The sequence below is a fragment of the Sphingomonas aerolata genome, assembly GCF_023935825.1.
Classification (GTDB): Bacteria; Pseudomonadota; Alphaproteobacteria; order Sphingomonadales; family Sphingomonadaceae; genus Sphingomonas; species Sphingomonas aerolata.
In genome coordinates, this window is the sequence record NZ_CP098762.1 from 1306758 (window position 1) to 1327802 (window position 21045).

Annotated in this window: 16 protein-coding genes; 8 read left to right on the forward strand and 8 right to left on the reverse strand. The window is 66.3% G+C overall.

From position 1 onward, the window contains the following. Nucleotides 1-76: 76 nt before the first annotated feature. Both NEF64_RS06115 and NEF64_RS06120 read right to left on the reverse strand, forming a co-directional pair. A complete protein-coding gene (locus NEF64_RS06115; RefSeq protein ID WP_056406185.1) occupies nucleotides 77-853 on the reverse strand; it encodes a thioesterase family protein in 777 nt (258 codons plus the stop codon). Continuing rightward, nucleotides 850-2418, reverse strand: coding sequence for a class I adenylate-forming enzyme family protein (locus NEF64_RS06120; RefSeq protein WP_056406186.1), 1569 nt, complete (start codon nucleotides 2416-2418; stop codon nucleotides 850-852). The genes NEF64_RS06115 and NEF64_RS06120 overlap by 4 nt, the downstream gene beginning before the upstream one ends. 77 nt (nucleotides 2419-2495) lie before the next feature. Between NEF64_RS06120 and NEF64_RS06125 the strand changes: the two genes are divergently transcribed. The 3 genes from NEF64_RS06125 (at nucleotide 2496) to NEF64_RS06135 (ending at nucleotide 8374) form a co-directional block, all read left to right on the forward strand. Then, nucleotides 2496-3110 (forward strand): glutathione S-transferase family protein, encoded by a 615-nt coding sequence (locus NEF64_RS06125; protein ID WP_056406187.1) that lies wholly within the window; start codon nucleotides 2496-2498, stop codon nucleotides 3108-3110. A 682-nt stretch (nucleotides 3111-3792) separates the two neighbouring features. Further along, nucleotides 3793-6972, forward strand: coding sequence for a TonB-dependent receptor domain-containing protein (locus NEF64_RS06130; protein ID WP_162235376.1), 3180 nt, complete (start codon nucleotides 3793-3795; stop codon nucleotides 6970-6972). 79 nt (nucleotides 6973-7051) lie between these two features. Next, the gene (locus tag NEF64_RS06135; protein ID WP_235516355.1) at nucleotides 7052-8374 is read left to right on the forward strand and encodes a spinster family MFS transporter; all 1323 of its coding nucleotides are present in this window, start codon (nucleotides 7052-7054) and stop codon (nucleotides 8372-8374) included. Between the two features lie 64 nt (nucleotides 8375-8438). Here the strand turns inward: NEF64_RS06135 and NEF64_RS06140 are convergent, their stop codons facing one another. Beyond that, on the reverse strand, nucleotides 8439-9668 hold the full coding sequence (locus tag NEF64_RS06140; protein ID WP_056406190.1) for a TetR/AcrR family transcriptional regulator: 1230 nt from the start codon (nucleotides 9666-9668) through the stop codon (nucleotides 8439-8441). 156 nt (nucleotides 9669-9824) lie between these two features. Between NEF64_RS06140 and NEF64_RS06145 the strand changes: the two genes are divergently transcribed. The 5 genes from NEF64_RS06145 (at nucleotide 9825) to NEF64_RS06165 (ending at nucleotide 15017) form a co-directional block, all read left to right on the forward strand. Further along, nucleotides 9825-11108: an acyl-CoA dehydrogenase family protein gene (locus NEF64_RS06145; protein ID WP_056406191.1), complete on the forward strand. Its 1284-nt coding sequence runs from the start codon at nucleotides 9825-9827 to the stop codon at nucleotides 11106-11108. Between the two features lie 124 nt (nucleotides 11109-11232). After that, entirely contained in the window at nucleotides 11233-12315 is a 1083-nt protein-coding gene (locus tag NEF64_RS06150) for a Zn-dependent alcohol dehydrogenase (protein ID WP_056406192.1), read from the forward strand. Then, complete coding sequence (locus NEF64_RS06155; protein WP_056406193.1) at nucleotides 12312-13391, forward strand: phosphotransferase family protein; 1080 nt, start codon at nucleotides 12312-12314, stop codon at nucleotides 13389-13391. Before NEF64_RS06150 ends, NEF64_RS06155 begins: the two co-directional genes overlap by 4 nt. 35 nt (nucleotides 13392-13426) lie before the next feature. Then, nucleotides 13427-14191 carry an SDR family NAD(P)-dependent oxidoreductase gene (locus NEF64_RS06160; RefSeq protein ID WP_056406407.1) on the forward strand — a complete coding sequence of 255 codons (765 nt, stop codon included), beginning with the start codon at nucleotides 13427-13429 and terminating at the stop codon, nucleotides 14189-14191. A 13-nt stretch (nucleotides 14192-14204) separates the two neighbouring features. Further along, entirely contained in the window at nucleotides 14205-15017 is an 813-nt protein-coding gene (locus tag NEF64_RS06165) for an SDR family NAD(P)-dependent oxidoreductase (protein ID WP_056406194.1), read from the forward strand. Nucleotides 15018-15027: 10 nt separating this feature from the next. Here NEF64_RS06165 and NEF64_RS06170 read toward each other — a convergent pair whose 3' ends face one another. The 5 genes from NEF64_RS06170 to NEF64_RS06190 all read right to left on the reverse strand — a co-directional run bounded on the left by NEF64_RS06170 (nucleotide 15028) and on the right by NEF64_RS06190 (nucleotide 21030). After that, complete coding sequence (locus NEF64_RS06170; protein WP_252574712.1) at nucleotides 15028-15441, reverse strand: BLUF domain-containing protein; 414 nt, start codon at nucleotides 15439-15441, stop codon at nucleotides 15028-15030. A gap of 76 nt (nucleotides 15442-15517) precedes the next feature. Next, complete coding sequence (locus NEF64_RS06175; RefSeq protein WP_056406196.1) at nucleotides 15518-16405, reverse strand: acyl-CoA thioesterase; 888 nt, start codon at nucleotides 16403-16405, stop codon at nucleotides 15518-15520. A gap of 72 nt (nucleotides 16406-16477) precedes the next feature. Continuing rightward, entirely contained in the window at nucleotides 16478-17605 is a 1128-nt protein-coding gene (locus NEF64_RS06180; protein WP_056406197.1) for an acyl-CoA dehydrogenase family protein, read from the reverse strand. Nucleotides 17606-17695: 90 nt separating this feature from the next. Then, on the reverse strand, nucleotides 17696-18877 hold the full coding sequence (locus NEF64_RS06185; RefSeq protein ID WP_056406198.1) for an acyl-CoA dehydrogenase family protein: 1182 nt from the start codon (nucleotides 18875-18877) through the stop codon (nucleotides 17696-17698). Between the two features lie 122 nt (nucleotides 18878-18999). Further along, on the reverse strand, nucleotides 19000-21030 hold the full coding sequence (locus NEF64_RS06190) for a 3-hydroxyacyl-CoA dehydrogenase NAD-binding domain-containing protein (protein WP_252574714.1): 2031 nt from the start codon (nucleotides 21028-21030) through the stop codon (nucleotides 19000-19002). Nucleotides 21031-21045 lie beyond the last annotated feature (15 nt).

Consider the following 21045-nt stretch of genomic DNA (forward strand, 5'->3'; position numbering starts at 1 on the left):
TTGTCAGGTGACGGATAAACTGTCGCAATCTGTATCGTGCACGTCACATTCGCGCGCGGCCGACCTGACGTGGCGGTCAGGCGAAGATCGCGACGCTCTGCATCTGTTCGGCGATCGGCAGGCCTTGCGCGTTCCAGATCGCCATCGACTGGCTCGAACTGCCGTCGCGGACATAGTCAGTCGTTGCGCGCAGCAGCCACCAGCCATCGTGCGTCACCGGTTGCGGGCCGAGAATGTTGAGCAGCCAGGTCATCGAGCTGAGTGGTGCCGGCCCGCCGAGCAGCTTGAGCGCGGAGGGTGGCAGGCAGTCCGCGACCGCGATCAGCTCGACCATTGGATCGAGCCCGTCGCGATCCGCCAGCCGGACCCAGCGCAGCCATTCGGCGGGGCCGACGCTGTCGTCGCGGCGGTCGAGCAGATCGAAATTGCGCGAGAAGGCGACCGCGCTGTGGCCGCGATAGGTCGCGGTGTCGGCGTCGGGTACCGCGAAGGCGGGCGCGGTGCCGGTGTGGTGGTCGACGCGCGAGGCGATCGGCCCCATGAAGACGAAGGTCGCGCGCAGCCCGAGCCCCGCCGCGCTTTCGACGTCCGCCTGGACGAACGCGGCATTGCGGCCGCGCCGCAGCCGCGTCGCGCGGATCGTTATGTCGCCCGACAGCGGGCCGATGAACGCGACCTGCGCCGAGCGGAGCGGTGGCAGGTCGGTGTCCGACATTTGCGCCGCATGTAGTGCAAGCGCGGCCGAAAACCCGCCATAGGCGGTGCGCCCCTGCAGCCAGTTCTCCGGAACGGTCCCACGCCAGCCGTCCTCGGTCGGTTGCAGCGCGTCGATCGCCTGTCGGAGACTGATCATGCCGGCGTGCCCGTCAGGGAATCGCGCAGTTCGCGTTTGAGCACCTTGCCGATCGCGCTGCGGGGGAGTTCGCTGACCGGACGGATGCCCGACAGGCGCTGGGTCTTGCCGAGCTGCGCGTTGGTCCATGTCAGGATTTCAGCCGGGTTCGCCGCGGGCGAGCGAGGGACGATGACCGCGACCGGCGTCTCGCCCCACGCCTCGGATGGCATGCCGATGACCGCGCAGTCGGCGACGTCGGGATGTGTGGAAAGCACCGCCTCGAGGTCGGAGGGGTAGATGTTGAACCCGCCCGAGATGATCAGGTCCTTCTTGCGGTCCATCAGGATGAGGAAGCCGTCCTCATCGAACCGACCGACATCGCCGTGCCGGATATAGCGGTTGCCGTCGGCGTCATACCATTCGGCGTCGCGCGTCGCATCGCTGCGGCCGTGATAGCCGTTCATCATCGCGGGCGAGCGGCCGACGACCTCGCCCAATTCGCCCGGCGGCACCTCGACACCGTCATCGTCGATCAGGCGGATCTCGTGCCCCGGCATCGGCTGACCCACGCTGTGCAGCTTGGTCGGATGCGCGGTCGCGTTGAGCGCGCAGCTCGCCCCGCCTTCGGTCATGCCGTAGAACTCGACGAGCAACCCTGGCCAGCGCGCGACGACGTCGGCCTTGAGCGCGGCGGAGAAGGGCGCGCTTGTGCTCGTCTTGAAGCGGAAGGCCGACAGGTCGAACGCGTCGAAATCGGGGAGCGCCATGATCCGCTGATACTGGACGGGGACGAGCATCGTGTGCGTCGCGCGGTAGCGCTCGGCGAGCGTCAGATAGCCGCGCGCGTCGAACTTGCCCATCAGCACGACGCTGCCGCCCCAGCCGAGCGTCGGCAGGACGCTGACGAGCGTAGTGTTCGAATAAAGCGGGGTCGCGATCATCGTGACCGCGGTGTCGAACCCTGCGGCGCTGTTGCGCGCGATATGCGCCCAGCGCATCGCATGGCTCTGGACGATCCCCTTGGGGGTGCCGGTCGTGCCAGACGAGTAGATGATGTTGAACGCATCGCCAGGCGCGATCGCCACGGGCGTGGGGCGTGCGCCATCGGGCGCGAGCCAGCGCTCCAGCAGCTCGGCGTCGCCGGACGGCCCCTCAGGCGGCAGGTGGGCGTCCGACAGGAGCAGGATCCGCGCGGTGACGCGTTCGTCCGCCAGAGCCTGCGCCATGGGCTCGTCGAGAACGACGATCGGCGCGCCGCTGTCCGCGATCATCGCCGCGATCGCCGCGGGAGTCGCCGACGGCGCGATTGGCGTCGCGACACAGCCGGCCCGTACCGCGCCAAGGAAAACAGAAAGATAGCTGGTCGACGGCGCGGCGGCGATCGCGATCGCCTGTCCCGCGGCGATGCCGTCGCGTTGCAGTGCGGCCGCGACGCGGTCCATCGTCCGGTCGAGCGTCGCATAGTCGATGCTGCCCTGCGAATCCGCGATGGCGGTCGAGGATCCGCGTTCACGGGCGTGCGCGCGGATCAGATCCGGCAGGGTCGAGAAGTCGGTAGCGAGCAAATCTGAGGCGATCGTCATATCCGCGTGGCTAGGCGAAGTGCGCATCGAATGCCATACGCGATATTCGAAAAGGCGACTCGCAAAAGGATCAGCCGATGTTGTTCTACGACAGTGCCTCGCCGGCGCCCAACCCGCGCCGCGTCCGGATCTTCCTCGCCGAAAAGCAGGTGCGCATCCCGATGGTGCAGGTGTCGATACCCAAGGCGGAGCACAAGGCGGCGCAGTTCCTCGCGGTGAACCCCTATGGGCAGACGCCTGCGCTGGCGTTCGACGATGGCCGCGTGCTGACCGAGAGCGTCGCGATCTGTCGATATTTCGAGGCCCTGCATCCGGAGCCGCCGCTTTTCGGGCACGGCGCGCACAATATCGCCGAGGTGGACATGTGGACGCGGCGGGTCGAATTGCGGCTGATGACGCCGCTGTCGCTGGTGTGGCAGCATACGCATCCCTGGACGGCGCGGATCGTGAAGCCGCAATATACCGAATTCGGCGAAACCCAGCGGCCGCGTGTCCGGTCGGCCATGGCCGAGTTCGACGCTGCGCTGGCGGGCATCGAATGGCTCGACGGGGTGCGCTATACCGTCGCCGACATCGTCCTGCTGACGACGATCGATTTTGCCGCGTTCGTCGGCATTCCCATCCCGGACGAACTGACGCATCTCAGGGCCTGGCACGACCGTGCGTCGGGCCGCCCGAGCGCACAGGCCTAGCGCCGCTGGCGTCCCGGGTCTTGGCCCCGGCCTCGTGCTCCGGACCGGCCGGACGTGGTCGGAGGGCTCTCAGGCCGGCATCCCCGACTTTAGTCCGGCATCCGCGACGGCGCCCGAACTTCCCTTTGCATCCCCCGGCGAATCATGCCAATAGCTGCCCATACCTGATGTTCAGTTTCGGAAAGAGACGGACTTAGGGTGGTTGAGCCTCGCAGCACTCTCGAAGTGCTCGGCATCACCAGGCAGGCAGTCCAACAGGTCGCCGCCTTGACGAGTTTGGAGAGGGGATAAGGCGGAAGGACGGCAAGGCCGTACCTTCCGCCGTCCTTCCTGAAACCCCAGCATCAGCGAGCATCGTGCGACCTGGCCTGACGCCGCGTGCGCTGCCCCGTTTTGCGGAATCATCCGGCGTGACCTGACTGTGGCGCTTGAAGGCCGGCGGCGGCTGGTTTCCTTAGGTCGGACCGCTGCGGCAAAGGCCCTCTCCCCGGGGCCACATTATCGCAAGATCGAAAAATGGTTCTGGCCGATCCGGAACTGCCGAAAGCCGTCTACATGACAGTATTGGCAGGAATTAGTAGCAATATGCTACGATTTTCCCGCTTGACGCGTAAGGCGTAGAAGAATCTATTCGATGATGCGGTACGGGCCAAAGTGCTTCGGCCGAACAGGGGAGAGTGATGTGGCCAAGCAGCGCTATTTCGTCGCGTCCGCGTTTTTCGTCATTGCATGGGCCCTTGCCGTTCCGGCGGCAGCGCAAATCGGGGGTGATCCACAACCATTGGGAACGACGGGAGCGGGGCAGGTCGCAGCGAATCCCGCGCAGTCTGCCGTCGCCCAGTCCGAAAATGCCGACATCATCGTCACGGGCTCGCTGATCCGCGGGTCGTCCGAGGATGCCGCCGCACCCGTCGACGTGATTTCGGGCGATGAACTCGCGAAGCAGGGCGCGCCGACCGCGGTCGAACTGCTCAAGAACCTGCCGACCTCGAACGGCGTGACCGGCGACGCGAACCAGTTCGACAGCCGCAGTCAGGGCAATGAGGGCGTCGCGTCGGTCAATCTGCGCGGGCTGGGGCCGCAACGTACGCTCGTGCTGCTCAACGGCAAGCGGCTGGTGCCCGTCGGTGGCGGTATTCCGATCGTCGATATCAACCTGATCCCCTCGGCCGCGATCGGCCGTGTTGAGGTGCTCAAGGACGGCGCCGCCGCCACCTATGGCTCGGACGCGATCGCGGGCGTGGTCAATTTCATCACACGGACCGACCAGCAGGGTTTCCTGGTGTCGGGCGACTACCGCTATATCGACGGGTCGAAGGGCGATTACGGCACGGCCATGAGCTATGGCCACAGCGGTAACGGCGTGCGGATGCTGGCGTCGTTCGGCTATCAGCACCGGTCCGAGCTCCGAACGACCGATCGGGACTTCACCATTCAGCCCTACGCCAACAATCCCCAGGGCGGGTGGACCGGCGGCGGCAACCCCGGCAACCTCGATTTCAACGCGACCGTCCCGTTTCTCGACCCGGTCAGCGGGCGTCTGTTCACCGGCTATGGCGCGAACGGCGTGTCGAACGGGGTAAATTTCGTTCGCGATCTGGGGTGTGAATCGCTCGGCGGATTCCGCAGCGTCGCGGGCTCGACGACACCGACGCCGACCGCGGTCGGGACGATCGCGGTGCCGACCGATCGATGCTTCAACAATTACGGTCAGTTCGGCAATCTGGTCGAGCCGGAAGACCGGTATCAGGCCTATGCCGAGGTCGCGATCGACCTCACCAGTTCGCTGCAATTCACCGCGACCGCGCTCTATGGAGCGACCTCGACGCGGATCACGACGTCGCCGACCTATCTGCCGACGCTGCCGCCATCGGCGAATGCGGCGGGCGGCGGTGCGGGCTTCTTCCAGGTACCGACCTATGCGCCGGCACTACGCGACTATTGCCAGGTCTATGGTACGGCGGCGGGCTGCCTGACCGCGAACGGCACGCCGCTCGCACCCGCGCTCGCCTTCCCCGTGCTCTTCCGTCCGGCACTGCTCGGTGGCAATCCGGTCATGCGGGGCGGGGACAATGACCGTGGATCGGCATTCTCCAAGCGCCAGTCCGAGGAAATGCGCTTTACCGCGGACCTGTCGTGGGATGTCACCGACCGGATCAACCTGACCGCGAGCGGGACCTATTCGCAATATGTCCGCGAGAATGAGGGGACCGACACGTTCGGTGACCTGCTGCAGAACGCGATCGCGGGTTTTGGTGGCCCCAATTGCGCCTATGCGACCACCGCGTCGCGCGCCGGGCTGACCGCTGCGCAGATCGCTTCGCTTGCCGGAACGAATGGCTGCACCTTCTTCAACCCGTTCTCGACCGCGGTGGCGGCCAATCCGGTCACGGGCCAGGTGAACCCCAATTACGCCGGGTCGCGGAGCACCAACGGGCTCAGCACCGCGCCCGGTGCGGGGCTGGTCAACGACATTGCGACGGTCGACAACTTCTTCCGGACGACGCGCACCGTCTACAACACGCAATTGTTCGTCGGCGACCTCGTGCTCGGTGGGCGGACCGGGCTGCGGCTGCCCGGTGGCGATGTCGGCTTTGCGATCGGCGGCCAGTATCGGCGCAATTATTATGCCGTGAACTATAATGCCGACAGCAATCTGGCGGTGAATCCCTGCCCGGGGACCCCGCTCAATCCACGTGCGACCTGTACGCCGCAGACGGGTGCGCTGGGCTTCCTCGGCACCAACCGGAACGCGTCCTCGGTGGGCGACGTGAAGGCGCTGTTCGCCGAGCTGCAGCTGCCGATCCTCGAGGCGATCAACGCCCAGCTGTCCGCGCGGTACGAGGATTATGGCGGCAATGTCGGGTCGACCTTCAATCCGCAAGGGCGGTTGCGCATCCAGGTGGCGCCGTGGCTTGCGTTGCGCGGCGGGGCCGGGACGACGTTCCGCGGACCGCCCGCGCAGCAGCTCGAAGGCAATCTGACCGCGCTGCAGATCATCGGCACCTCGTTCCGCGCGGTCGACATCAACGGCAATCCAGATCTCGAGCCTGAAAAGGCGACGACCTATAGCGGCGGCGTGATCCTCGACGCGGGCGGGTTCAATGCGAGCGTTGACTATTTCCGGTACGACCTGAAGGGGCCGATCGAGCAGGAGCCGACACAGGGCATCGTCAACGCATTGTTCGGTGCGAGCGGCGCGGCGAATTGCGGCAATGCCGCCTTTGCCGCTCTCCAGCAGCGTTTCACCTTCACCGGTGCGGGCTGCGGCGTCGGCAATGTCCAGCGGTTGCGCACCGTCTATGTCAACAGCGCCAATGTCACGACCTCCGGTCTCGACGTCCAGGCAAGCTTTCGCGGCGAACTCGGGCTGGCGACCGTCACGGTGGGCGCGACCGGCACCTATGTCATCGACTACAAGACCAAGGACGTGACGGTCGAGGGGATCGTCGTGCAGCCCGCATTCGACGGTGTCGGCCTGCTCAACTACCAGACGACCGCCTATCCGGTGCCCGAAATCAAGGGCAACTGGTATGTGCAGGGTGATTACGACGTCGCCAGCCTGCGCGTGCAGTTCAACTATATCGATGGCTATACCGATCAGCGCGGCGCGGCGATCTTCGGGCCGAACTTCGGTGCCCTGGCGGGCGGATCGGTGACGGGCGGCAAGGAGATCGGCGCGTTCAAGACGATGGACGCCACGCTGAGGATCGCGTTGCCGACCGGATCGACGGTGTCGCTGTCCGCGCTCAACATCTTCGACCGCGCACCGCCCTTCGCACGGCTGGATCAGAATTACGATCCGTTCACCGCCTCGCCGCTCGGGTTCACCGCAAAACTCGGTTTGTCGCAGAAATTCTGATTACTCTCGGCGCTGGCCTTGCTTTCCATGATTGGGTACGGTCCCAACAGGGTCGCAAGGCCAGCAACGATACGAGAGGATGACCATGGCGACAGCGTTGAAGACGCATTCCGACATCGCCGATTCCCTGGCCATGAAGCGCCGCGGCCTGACGCTCACCCTGCTCACGCTCACCTATTTCTTCAGCTATATGGATCGGCAGATCCTCGCGATCCTGCTCGAACGGATCAAGGCGGACCTGGTGCTGACCGACACGCAGCTCGGGCTGCTCTCGGGACTGGTGTTCGCGATCTTCTACGCCACGCTCGGCATCCCGGTCGCGCGACTGGCCGACCGGACAAGCCGCCGCAACATCATCGCGGTGAGCCTGACGATCTGGAGCGCGATGACCGCGATGTGTGGTCTGGCGCAAAACTTCACCCAACTCATGCTGTTCCGCATCGGCGTCGGGATCGGCGAGGCCGGGTCCAGCCCGCCCAGCCATTCGATCATCGCCGATCTCTATCCCCCCGAAAAGCGCGCGGGTGCGATGGCGGTCTATTCGCTCGGCGTGGTGCTGGGGGCGGGGTTCGGGACGCTGATCGGTGGCGTCGTCGCACACAGCTATGGCTGGCGGGTGGCGATGATGACCGTCGGGCTGCCCGGTATCGCGCTGGCGGTGCTCGTCCGGCTGTTCATGGTCGAACCGCGTCGCGGCCTTTCGGACGCCGGTCCGGTCGCTGCGCCAGCGCCGATGCCGAGCGTCGCGCAGGGCTTTGCCTCGATGTGGGCGAGCGCGCCCGCGCGGCATCTCGTCGTCGGCGTGACCCTGACCTCGATGATCGGGTACGCGCTGACGGGGTGGGGGCCGAGCTTCATGCAGCGATCGCTGGGTATCTCGATGCTCGACGTATCGCGCTATATCGCGCTGCCGGGTGCCCTGTTCGGGGCAATCTCGGCGCTCGCCGGCGGCAAGATCGCCGATGTCCTCGCCAAGCGCCACGGCCTTCACGTGCAGAGCTGGGTCGTGCTCGTCATGAAGGGGCTGTCGCTGCCCTTCGCGCTGGCCTTCTACCTGATCGACGTGCCGGCAATCGCGATCGGCAGCTATTTCATCTACCTGATCTTCGCCAACTCCTATCTGGGGCCGAGCTTCGCGCTGATCCAGCATCTCGCACCGCTGAAGACCCGTGCGATGTGGGCGGCGATCACGCTGCTGGTCATCAACCTGGTCGGCCTTGGCCTCGGCCCGACGATGGTCGGGTGGCTGAGCGACCTGTTGAAGCCGACCTTTGGCGAGGAATCACTACGCTATGCGCTGGTCATCATCGTGATGATGACGCCTTGGGCGCTCTATCATTATTGGCGTGCGGGCGTGCTGCTCAAGCACGCCGAGGATCAGGCCGCGCTCGCGGCGGCGTGAGGCGTGGGGGGCGGGGACCGGCGCGGCACGCAGCCTGTGCCGGTCCCCGCCGCCCCTCTGCCGATCAATCGTCGAACAGGCCGTACATCAGCGTCGAGGCATACATCGCCACGGCCCGTTCGCGCGGCATGGTCGACGCCCATTTGCGCATGTCGAAGGCGGCATTCTGGACCGCCATCAGCGCCTGTGCGGCGATCAGCGCATCGACCGCGCGGATCGAGCCTTCGCCGATCCCGTCCATCATCATCCCCGCGTAGCGCCGCGCGATCCCGTTGGACCGCTCGACCATCGCGTCGCGGACGCTCGGCGGCAGGCCGCTGAGCGCGGTCGTGCGGAGCAGCGGACCGCGCTCGGCGAACTGGACGTCGAGCAGCGTCGCAACCGTGCTCGACAGCTTGTGCCAATAGCTGCCGCCCTCGGCCTCACCGCGGCCTTGCGCATCGGCGATCGTATCGAAGCTGCGGCGATAACAGGCAATGACCAGATCGTCCTTGGCATCGAGATGGTGGTAGAAGCTGCCCTTGGTGACGTTCAGTTCGGACGCGATCTTTTGCACCGAGGCGCCGCGATAGCCGAGTTCGTTGATCAGCCGCGTCGCCGCTAGCAGGAACGCCTCGCGCCCCGGCTCGGCATCGTCATGGCTGAGATCGAGCAGCGTCGGCGCCCAGCGCGCGCCCGGCCCGGCGATGCCGTGCGCGAACACGTCCATCAACCGCGCCTCGACACGGGCATATTGGTCGGGCTCGTAGCGCGTCAGCCAGATCGGCAACCAGAAGGTATTTTCGAGCAGGACGTGCGCGCGCGCGCTCTGAATGTCGGTCTGCGCGCGGCCGGTCGACGGGCCCCAGAGGAGGCGGGTGCGGCGGAACACCTCGCGCCAGCCGTTCATCAGCCGGCTGCGGATCGGGTCTTCGGTGGCGCGCAGATCGGAGAGGACCGCGAACGCCTTTTCCTCGCCGCGCTGGATCCGGCCGAGCCGCGCCATGTTGAGCGCGAGATAGCGGGCGACGCGCGCCTGCGGGGTCGGTTCGACCATCGCCTCGTCGAGCATCCGCAGCAAATAATCGAGCGTGTTCTCGAACGCGGCGGCGGCAAGGTCTTCCTTGCGCTTGAAATAGTAAGTAACGCTCGTCGTGTTGAGCCCGACGCGCCGCGCAACGTCCGCGAAGGTCATGCCCTTGGCGCTTTGCTCGTTGATCGCCTCTGCGGCTGCGGCGAGGATGGCGTCACGCTTGGCACGGAAGCGCTTCGTGCCCTGTTCGCCGTCTTCGATCGCCTCTGCCGGAACCTTCATCAAAATACCCTAACAGCTTCGATTTGAAGTTACAGTGCTTTTTAGGCGCTTTCGTGGCCGAGTGGAAAACCGGCTTTCGGCAGGCTCCGGGATGCTTTACCGAATACGCGGTATGGTCTAATCGACCGCCAGACCGTGGACCGATGGAGAGCCCGCATGGATTTCAGCTTCAGCGACCGAGAGACCTATTTCCGAGATCGCGTGCGCGACTTCATCGACCAGAATATCCGCCCGCGTCAGGCCGATTACGACGCGCAGGCCCACCATGGCGAGCGCTGGAAGGTGATTCCGGTGATCGAGGAGATGAAGGAAAAGGCCAAAGCCACGGGGCTGTGGAATTTTTTCATGCCCCCCCATTCCGGGCAGACTCACGTCGATGACAGCTTCGTATTCGAGGGGACGCAGCTGACCAATCTTGAATATGCGTTATGCGCCGAGGAGATGGGCAAGGTCAGCTGGGCGAGCGAATGTTTCAACTGCTCGGCGCCCGATACAGGCAATATGGAGGTATTCCATCGCTATGGAACGCGCGAGCAGAAGGAGGCGTGGCTCGGCCCGCTGATGCGCGGCGAGGTCCGGTCCGCCTTTTTGATGACCGAGCCTGCGGTGGCGTCGTCGGATGCGACCAATATCGAGACGTCGATGGTCCGCGATGGCGATCATTATGTGATCAACGGGACGAAATGGTGGTCGTCGGGGGTCGGCGATCCGCGCTGCAAGATCGCGATCGTCATGGGCAAGACGAGCTTCGAGGGATCGCGGCACCAGCAGCAGAGCCAGATCCTGGTGCCGATGGACACGCCCGGCGTGACGATCAAGCGGATGCTGTCCGTCTATGGCTATGACCACGCGCCGCACGGGCATGGCGAGGTCGTGCTCGAGAATGTCCGCGTGCCGGTCGAGAACGTGCTGCTGGGCGAAGGACGCGGGTTCGAGATTGCGCAGGGGCGGCTCGGGCCGGGCCGCATCCACCATTGCATGCGGACGATCGGCGTCGCGGAGACCGCGATCGAGGCGATGGCGAAGCGGCTGCTGAGCCGTGTCGCGTTCGGCAAGCGGATCGCCGATTTCTCGGTCTGGGAGGAGCGGATCGCGACCGCGCGGATCGATATCGAGATGACGCGGCTGCTGTGCCTGAAGGCCGCGGACATGATGGACAAGGCCGGCAACAAATCCGCGCAGATCGAGATCTCGATGATCAAGGTCGCCGCGCCGAACATGGCGCTGAGGATCCTCGACGATGCAATCCAGGCGCATGGCGGCGGCGGCGTGTCGGACGATTTCCGGCTTGCGCACGACTGGGCGGCAATGCGGACGCTGCGCTTCGCCGATGGTCCCGACGAGGTCCACAACCGGTCGATCGCGCGCAACGAATTCGGCAAATACGGGGACTTTCGCAAAGGCGGCGTGTCGAGCGGGGATGTCGGGGTGAGCCGCTAACCCTGTCCCGTTCGTCCTGAGCGCAGTCGAAGGACATTGCCCCGAACGAGCCAGTCCTTCGACTTTGCTCAGGAAGAACGGCATTTTTGATTGCGCGCCCGCCAAATCTGGAGCCAGACCACCCATGAAAGCCGCAGTCCTTTTCGAAGCCAACACCCCGCTCAGCATCGAGGACGTCACCGTCTCGAAGCCGGGTCCGCGCGAGGTGTTGATCCGTACCGTCGCGGTCGGGGTGTGTCGCTCCGACCTGCACTTCGTCGACGGCGCCTATCCGCATGCGATGCCGACGATTCCGGGGCACGAGGCGTGCGGCGTGGTCGAGGCGGTCGGTGACGAGGTCGCCATGGTCAAGGTGGGCGACCATGTCGTCACCTGCCTCTCGGCGTTTTGCGGCCACTGTGAGTTTTGCGTGACCGGTCGCATGGCGCTCTGCGTCGACAGCTCGGTGCGGCGTCCGAAGGGCGCGCCGCCGCGGCTGATGCTGGGTGACCGGCCGATCGCGCAGATGCTCAACCTGAGCGCCTATGCCGAGATGATGCTGGTGCACGAACATGCCTGTGTCGCGATCGACCGCGACATGCCGATGGACCGTGCGGCGCTGCTCGGCTGCGCGATCACGACCGGGGCAGGCGCGGTGTTCAACACGACTGACGTGACGCCGGGCGAGACGGTGTGCGTCGTCGGGTGCGGCGGGATCGGGCTGGCAGCGGTGAACGCGGCGAAGATCGCGGGTGCGGGAAAGATCATCGCGCTCGATCCGGTGCCGGAGAAGCGCGCGATGGCGGAGAAGCTCGGCGCGACGCACAGCTTCGACGCGTTGTCCGAGACCGCCGCGGACGAGGTCGTCGCGCTGACGAAGGGCGGCGTCCACCATGCGATCGAGGCGGTCGGCCGGACGCAGTCGGCGGCGACCGCGGTCAAGGTGCTGCGGCGCGGCGGGACCGCGACGATCCTGGGGATGATGCCGCTGGGCGAGAAGGTCGGGCTGTCGGCGATGGACCTGCTGTCGGGCAAGCGGCTGCAGGGCGGGTTCATGGGGTCGAACCGGTTTCCGGTCGACATCCCGCGGCTCGTCGACTTCTACATGCGCGGGCTGCTCGATCTCGACACGATCATCGCGGACCGCATGCCGCTCGAACGGATCAACGACGCGTTCGACGAATTGCGCCGCGGCGACACGACGCGCAGCGTGATTACCTTTTCATGAGCGGCGACGCAGCCAGCACGATGGTCGGTACGATCCCGGTCGGCGAGCGGGACCGGCTCGATCTCGACCGTCTGACGGCATGGATGACGGAGGCTGTCGAAGGCTTTGCCGGGCCGCTCACCTATGCCAAATTCGCCGGCGGCCAGTCGAATCCCACCTATCGGCTCGACACACCGGCGCGCGCCTATGTCCTGCGCCGCAAGCCGTTCGGGCCGATCCTGCCCTCGGCGCATGCGGTCGAGCGCGAATATGCGGTGATCGCCGGGCTTCATCCGACAGGCTTTCCGGTGCCCCGGCCGTACGGGCTATGCGAGGATCCCGACGTCATCGGCGCGCCGTTCTATGTGATGGAAATGGTCGAGGGTCGGACGATCTGGGACGGCGCGATGCCGGGTGCGACGCCCGCCGAGCGCCGCGCGCATTATGACGCGATGATCGACGCGCTCGCCGCGCTTCACAACACCGATTATGCGGCGGCGGGGCTCGCATCCTATGGCAAGCCCGGCAATTATTTCGAGCGGCAGGTGGGGCGCTGGACCAAGCAATATCGCGCGGCGGAGACCGAGCGGATGGAAGCGGTCGAGCGGCTGATCGAATGGTTGCCGCGCACCTTGCCCGACCAGACGCGGACGTCGATCGTCCACGGCGACTACCGTATCGACAACATGATCTTCGCTCACTCTACGGACGGCGCGGGGGCGAAGGTCATCGCGGTGCTCGACTGGGAGCTGTCGACGCTCGGCGATCCGCTCGCCGACTTTTCCTACATGCTGATGAGCTGGGTGACCGAGCCCGAAGGCCGGTCGGGGGTGCTCGGCCTGACCGGTCCGGAGACCGGGATTCCGACGATCGAGCAGGTCGTCGCGCGCTATTGCGCTGCGACCGGGCGGGACGGCGTCCCCGATCTCAACTGGTATTTCTCCTATAACCTCTTCCGCCTCACCGGGATCGTCCAGGGGATCAAGAAACGCATCATCGACGGCACCGCGTCTAGCGCGCAGGCCGAGGCGACGGTCGCCAAGGTGCACGCGCTGGCGGATGCGGCATGGGGCTTTGCGGTGAAGGCGGGCGCGTGACGCACGTCCCGCAGGCAGAAGGGGAGAGGCAGGGCATGACGCAGTTCGACCTGACCGGAAAGGTCGCGATCATCACCGGATCGTCGCGCGGGATCGGCAAGGCGAGCGCTTTCGAGCTGGCGGCACATGGCGCGAGGGTCGTGATCTCCAGCCGGAAACAGGAGGCGTGCGATGCGGTCGCTGCGGAGATCAACGCGCGCTACGGCGAGGGCCGCGCGATTGCGGTCGCGGCGAACATCGCCGACAAGGCGGCGCTCCAGCATCTCGTCGACACAACCCGCAGCGCGTTCGGCCGTATCGACGTGCTGGTCTGCAACGCCGCCTCCAACCCCTATTACGGGCCCCAGGCGGGGATCGGCGACGACCAGTTCCGCAAGATCCTCGACAACAACATCGTTTCCAACCACTGGCTGATCCAGATGGTCGCCCCCGGCATGACGGAGCAGCGCGACGGCAGCATCATCATCATCTCCTCGATCGGCGGGCTTCGCGGATCGCCGGTCATTGGCGCCTATTGCATCAGCAAGGCCGCCGACATGCAGCTCGCGCGCAATCTCGCGGTCGAGTTCGGCCCGTCGGGCGTCCGTGTGAACTGTATCGCGCCAGGACTGATCCGCACCGATTTCGCGCGCGTGCTGTGGGAGGATCCCGAGCGGATCGCGGCGGCGAATACCCGCGTGCCGCTGCGACGCATCGGCGAACCCGAGGAAATCGCGGGCGCGGTGGTGTTTCTCGCCGCATCCGCGAGCCGTTTCATGACCGGGCAGACGCTGGTCATCGACGGCGGCGTCACGATCTGAAGGGGAGGGCATCATGCGGTTCGAGAACAGGTCGATCATCGTCACCGGCGCAGGATCCGGCATCGGCCGGGCGGCGGCATTGCTGTTCGCGGCGGAGGGCGGGCGTGTCGTCGTCGCGGACCGTACCGAGGGTGCGGACGAGACAGCGCATCTGATCAGCCAGGCCGGCGGCGTCGCCACCCCGATCCGCGTCGACGCGGGGGAGGAGGAGGACGTGATTCGCATGGTCGCGCTCGCCTGTGATACATATGGCGGGCTCGACGTGCTGTTCGCCAATGCCGGCATCTCGGGCGGCATGGCCAATCTCTTCGACACCGACGTCGCGCTGATCACCGAAGTGCTGCGGGTCAATCTGATCGGTCCGTTCCTCGCCATCAAGCACGCGGCACCACGGATCGTCGCGCGCGGGGCCGAGACGCGCAGGGGCGGCGCGATCGTCCTGACCGCGAGCGTCGCCGGGTTACGGTCGGGCGCAGGGTCGCCGGCCTATTCCGCGTCCAAGGCGGGGGTGATCAACCTGGCTGCGGTGTCGGCGCAGCAGCTGTCCGGTGCGAACGTCCGGGTCAATGCGATCTGCCCCGGGCTGACCGAGACGGGAATGACCAAGCCGGTGTTCGACTATGCGCGCGAGGCCAACAAGATGGACCGCGTCGGCCGTCTCAACCCGCTCCACCGCGGCGCGCAGCCCGAGGAGCTTGCCCGGGTCGCGGTGTTCCTCGCCTCCGATGACGCAAGCTACGTCAATGGTCAGGCGATCGTGGTCGATGGCGGATTGTCGTCGAGCCATCCGGTGACGCGGCAGGATTACGGCAAGACCGCAGCCTGAGGCAGTCCGCTCAGGCGGCTGAGAGATGGAGGTCGGCGAAACCGGTGAAATAGCCGCGTAGCGTCGGATCCTCGATCGGCGCGATCAGGGCCGCGATCGTGGCGGCGGGCGACGTCGCGCCACCGCCAAGCGCGGCGCCGCTGGCAAATCCCATCGACCAGCTGCCGAAGCTGCGCTCGGTGATCGTCTGTTTCGCGAGCTGCACCATCGCGAAATGCCGGTCGTCGCGCTGGATGCGATCGAAGGTGCGCGACACGGCGAGATCATCGCCTTCGAGCACCTGAAGGAACCTGTTGCCGCCAGCGATGAGCAGACCGGTCACGCCCGCGGCGGCATTGTTGCGCCGCGAGACCCGCAGAATCTCGTCGATGACCGGCTGTGTCACACGGCCACGCGAGGTGCTGATATAGAGAAGGCGCTGCATGCCGATGATCCCGGAGAATGATCGCGCGGGACTAATCGGAATTTACGAAGACCGGGTTAACCCGCGTAAACCAAGGTTATTTTCGCATCCGGATCAGCCCCTCCTGCGCGACGCTCGCGACCAGCCGTCCGTCGCGGGAGAAGATCTTGCCGCGGTTGAAGCCGCGCGCATGGCCCGACCAGGGGGCATCGCAGGCATAGAGCAGCCAGTCGTCCGCGCGGAAATCCTCGTGCAGCCATAGCGAATGATCGAGGCTGGCGGTCTGCAGACCTGGCGTGATCCAGTTGATCCCGTGCGGCAGCAGCGCGGTTCCCAGCAACGCCATGTCCGAGGCATAGGACAGGACCGCGCGGTGCATCGCCGGGTCATCGCCGATCGGCGCCACGATCCGAAACCAGTTGGCATGGTTCGGTGCCTGCGCGGGCGGATCGATCCAGCTGCGTGGGTTGACCGGGCGGACCTCGATCGGGCGCCAGCGCAGCATGTGCGCACGAAACTTCTCGGGAATGCCGTCGATATTCTCCAGCCGCAGGTCACGATCGGAGCGCAGCTCCTCGGGCGGCGCGACGTCGGGCATCGCGTCCTGATGGTGGAGCCCGGCCTCGGGGGTCTGGAACGACGCTGCCATGTTGAGGATCGGCTGGCCCTTCTGCATCGCGATGACGCGACGCGTGGCAAAGCTGCGGCCCTCGAAATCGCGGACGACGCGGTAGACGATCGGGTAGTCCTCGTTGCCCGGCCGCATGAAATAGGCGTGAAGCGAATGCGCGGCCTTGGGCGCCTCGGTCGAGCGCTGCGCGGCCTGGAGCGCCTGCGCGATCACCTGTCCACCGAACACGCGGCCGACGCCGCCGGGCTGCCGCTTGCCGACATAGAGGTCGGTGTCGACCTCGTCGATCTCGAGCAGGTCGACGAGGCCCTGGGCTAGGGCTTGGGATGTTACTTCGGCAGTTTCGTCAGGCATTTGACCTCCTTGGTCTCCCGCAACGGCGGGAGCCCAGTCTGGGCCCCGCCTTCGCGGGGGTACAAGTTCGGGTCAATAGCCCGCGGCGATGGCCAGCCGGTCGGCATGGAAGTTGGCGTCGCCGAACAGTTCGGCCAGCACGCGCGCGCGCTTCATGTAGAAGCCGATGTCATATTCGTCGGTCATGCCGATGCCACCGTGCATCTGCACGCTTTCCTGCACGCTGAGCGTCGTCGCGAGCGCGGTCATCGCCTTGGCGACCGAAACGGCCTCGTCGGCCTTGTCGTGGCCCAGATCGAGCAGCTGCTGGGCCTTCAGGACCGCGGCGCGCGCGACCTCCATCTCCGAATAGAGATGCGCGGCGCGGTGCTGGAGCGCCTGGAAGCTGCCGATCAGCGTGCCGAACTGTTTGCGCTGCTTCATATAGCCGATCGTCATGTCCATCGCGCCGCCGCCGACGCCGAGCAGCTCGGCGGACGCGCCGGTGCGACCCGCGCGGAGCAGGCGGTCGAGCGGCGCGCGGCCGGCATCGACCTCGCCGATCACCGCGTCGGCATCGACCTCGACCCCGTCGAAGTCGAGCCGTGCGGCCAGGCTCGCATCGGCGAGGCGTTCGGCGTTCGCGCTGAGCCCGGCGGCGTCCTTCGGCACCGCGAACAAGGTGATGCCGTCGGCATCGTCCGCGCCGCCTGCGGTGCGCGCGGCGACGATGATCAGGTCGGCGGTGTGGCCATGCGCGACGAAGCGCTTTGCGCCGGTCAGTTTAAAACCGTTGCCGGCGCGTTCGGCGGTCATCGCGATGCTGTCGCGGTGCTTGGCGGCCTCGTCGATCGCCAGCGCTGCTACCGTTTCGCCGGCGATGATGCCGGGGAACCAGCGCTCGGCCTGGCCGGTGCCCTTGAGCGCCTCGACCGCGGCAACGGCGGTGGTCAGGAACGGGGAGGGCGACAGGTTGCGACCGATCTGTTCGAGCACGACGCCCGCCTCGATATGGCCGAGGCCGAGTCCGCCCTGGTCATCGCCGATCAGGATGCCGGTGAAGCCCATCTCGGCGAACTGCTTCCACAGGTCGCGCGAAAAGCCCGTGGCGTCCTCCGCATCACGCAGCGCGCGCATATGGCTGACGGGGGCGTGTTCGGCGACGAAGTCGCGGATCGTGTCCTGAAGGACGGTCTGGTCGTCATCGAGATAGAGTGGCATTTCTGTTCCCCCGCGGAGGCGGGGGCTCAGGAGCCCCGCGCGCAGCGTTCGTGATTCTGGGCTCCCGCTTTCGCGGGAGAACGGTAGAGCTCAGGCCGGCAGTTCGAGGATCCGCTTGGCGATGATGTTGAGCTGGATCTCGCTCGTCCCGCCCTCGATCGAGTTTGCCTTGGTGCGCAGCCACGAGCGCGGGATCGCACCGCCGCGCGAGCGGTCGCTCTCCCATTCGAGCGCGTCGGAGCCGCCCGCCGCCATCATCAGTTCGTAGCGCGACTTGTTCAGCTCGGTGCCGTAATATTTCATCATGCTCGGCTGCGCGGGGTGGGCCTTGCCTGCCTTGAGTTCATCGATGAAACGTTCGGACATCGCCCCGAACGCCTTGGCGCGCACCTCGAACAGCGCGATCGACGCGCGGAGCAGCGGGTCGGCGAGGCGGCCGTCATGGCCGAGCCCGACGGTGGCGATCGCGCCGTCGATCAGCGGGTTGCCGCCCGACGAGGCGAGCCCCATGCCCGAGATCATCTCGCGTTCGTGACCGAGCAGATATTTGGCGACGTCCCAGCCCTTGTTCTCCTCGTACACGCGGTTGACCTTGGGGACCTCGACATTGTCGAAGAAGGTCTCGCAGAAGGGCGAATTGCCGCTGATCAGCAGGATCGGCTTGGTCGAGACGCCGGGGGTGGCCATGTCGAACAGCACGAAGCTGATCCCGCCCTGCTTCGACGTCTTGTCGGTGCGGACGAGGCAGAAGATCCAGTCGGCCTTGTCGGCATAGCTGGTCCAGACCTTCTGGCCGTTGACGAGATAATGGTCGCCCTTGTCCTCGGCCGAGGTGGCGAGCCCGGCGAGATCGGAGCCGGCATTGGGTTCGGAATACCCCTGGCACCAGCGGATCTCGCCGCGCGCGATCTTGGTGAGGTGGTCGAGCTTCTGCTCCTCGGTGCCATATTTGAGCAACGCCGGCCCAAGCATCGAGATACCGAACGAGTTGAGCGGGTTGCGTGCCTTGATCGCTGCCATCTCCTCGCGCAGGATCTTGGTCTCGGCGGGCGACAGGCCGCCCCCACCATAGGCCTTGGGCCAGTCGGGGACGGTCCAGCCCCTGGCGGCCATCCGGTCGAGCCAGTCCTTCTGCGCGGGGCTCGTTGGCTTAAACTGGCGACCGCCCCAGCAGACATCGTCCTCCGAGCGGACGGGCTTGCGCATCTCGGGCGGGCAGTTTTCCGCGAGCCAGGCGCGGGTTTCGGTGCGGAAGGTGTCGAGGTCGGTCATCGGGTCTTCCTTTCTCCCTCTCCCCTGCGAGGAGAGGGTGGGGTGAGGGGCTGCCAGGGGCGGAGCACGGCTTGGCTGCCCCTCACCCCGGCCCTCTCCCCCGAGGGGAGAGGGCGTAGAATTTACTTGATCTTCCCACCGCTCGCGGCGGCGTCCTTGAGCGACTTGGCAACCGGGAAGCCGTATTTTTCGAGCCCGGCGACGACCTTTGGCAAGCCTTCCGACTGCGCCCAGAACATCGGCCCGCCGCGATAGACCGGCCAGCCGTAACCGTAGATCCAGACGACATCGACGTCGGACGCACGCTGCGCCTTGCCCTCTTCGAGGATCAGCGCGCCTTCGTTGACCATCGTGTAGAGCGTGCGCGCGACGATCTCCTCGTCGCTGATCTCGCGCGGGGTGACGCCCGACTTGGCGCGGAAATCGTCGATGATCTCGGCGACGCGGGGGGAGTTCGACGGCGTGCGCTTCTCGTCATAGTCGTAGAAGCCCGCCTTGGTCTTCTGGCCCCAGCGGTTCTCGGCCGCCAGCGCATCGCGGATATTCTCGATCCGGCTCGGGTCGCGGTGCCAGCCGATGTCGACGCCGGCGAGGTCGCTCATCTGGAACGGGCCCATCGGCATGCCGAACGCGACGTGGACGCGGTCGATCTGCTCGGGGCTCGCGCCTTCGAGCAGCAGCTTGGTCGCCTCGACCTGGCGCGGCATCAGCATGCGGTTGCCGATGAAGCCATAGGTGACGCCCGCGACCACCGCGACCTTCCTGATCTTCTTGGCAAGCGCCATGACGGTCGCGAGCACGTCGTTCGCGGTCTTGTCACCGCGAACCACCTCGAGCAGTTTCATGACGTTGGCAGGCGAGAAGAAGTGCATGCCCACGACGTCCTCGGGCCGCTTCGTGCACGCCGCGATCTCGTCGATGTTCAGATAGGAAGTGTTCGAGGCGAGGATCGCGCCGGGCTTGGCGATTGCGTCGAGACGCGTGAAGATGTCCTTCTTCACCTCCATCGTCTCGTACACCGCCTCGATGATCAGGTCGCATTCGGCGAGATCGGCGAAGTCGAGCGTGGGCTTGAGCGCGGCCATCGCCTGTTCGACCTGTTCGGGCTTCATCCGGCCCTTGGCCGCGGTCGCCTCGTAATTCTTGCGGACGACGCCGGTGCCGCGGTCGAGCGCCTCCTGCTGCATCTCGACGATCGTGACGGGGATGCCGGCGGACAGGAAGTTCATCGCGATGCCGCCGCCCATCGTGCCCGCGCCGATCACGCCGACGCGTTTGATCTCGCGCAGTTTGGTGTCCGCGGGGACGTCGTCGATCTTGGCGGCCTGGCGCTCGGCGAAGAAGATGTGGCGCTGCGCGGCGGACTGGACGCCCATCATGAGCGCCATGAACTGTTCGCGCTCGAACGCGATGCCGTCGGCGAAGCTCGACCCGTCGGCGGCCTTCTCGACGCAGGCGATGTTGGCGGCGGGGGCGTCGAAGTTGCGGAAGCGGCGGGCGTTCTCCTTCTTGAATGCGGCGACCGCGTCGGGATCGGCCTGCGCGGTCTTCTCGGACGCGCGGGGCAGGGGGCGCTTCGCCGCGATCTCGCGCGCGAAGGCGATCGCGTCGTCTTCCAGGCTGTCCTCGCCGACGATCTTGTCGATCAGGCCGGCGTCGAGCGCCGTCTTCGCCGAGATCGGATCGCCCTTGGCAGTCATCTCGAGCGCGAGCTTGACGCCGGCGATGCGGGGGATGCGCTGCGTGCCACCCGCGCCGGGCAGCAGGCCGAGCTTGACCTCGGGCGTGCCGATCTTGGCCGAGGGGACGGCGACGCGGTAATGGCAGCCGAGCGTGACTTCGCAGCCGCCGCCAAGCGCGGTGCCGTGGATCGCGGCGACGACGGGCTTGGACGACGCCTCGATCATGTCGACGACGGTCGGCAGGCCGGGCTCGACCATTGGCTTGCCGAATTCGGTGATGTCGGCGCCCGCGAAGAAGGTCCGGCCGTCGCAGCGGATCACCATTGCGGTGATGCTCGCGTCGGCGACGCCGGCCTTGATCGCGGCCTCGAGCCCCTGGCGGACTGCGGCGCCGAGCGCGTTGACCGGCGGGTTGTTCGAGACGATGACGAGAACGTCGTCATGGCGTTCGGTGCGGATCGGGGTGGTCATTATTCTCTCCTGGTG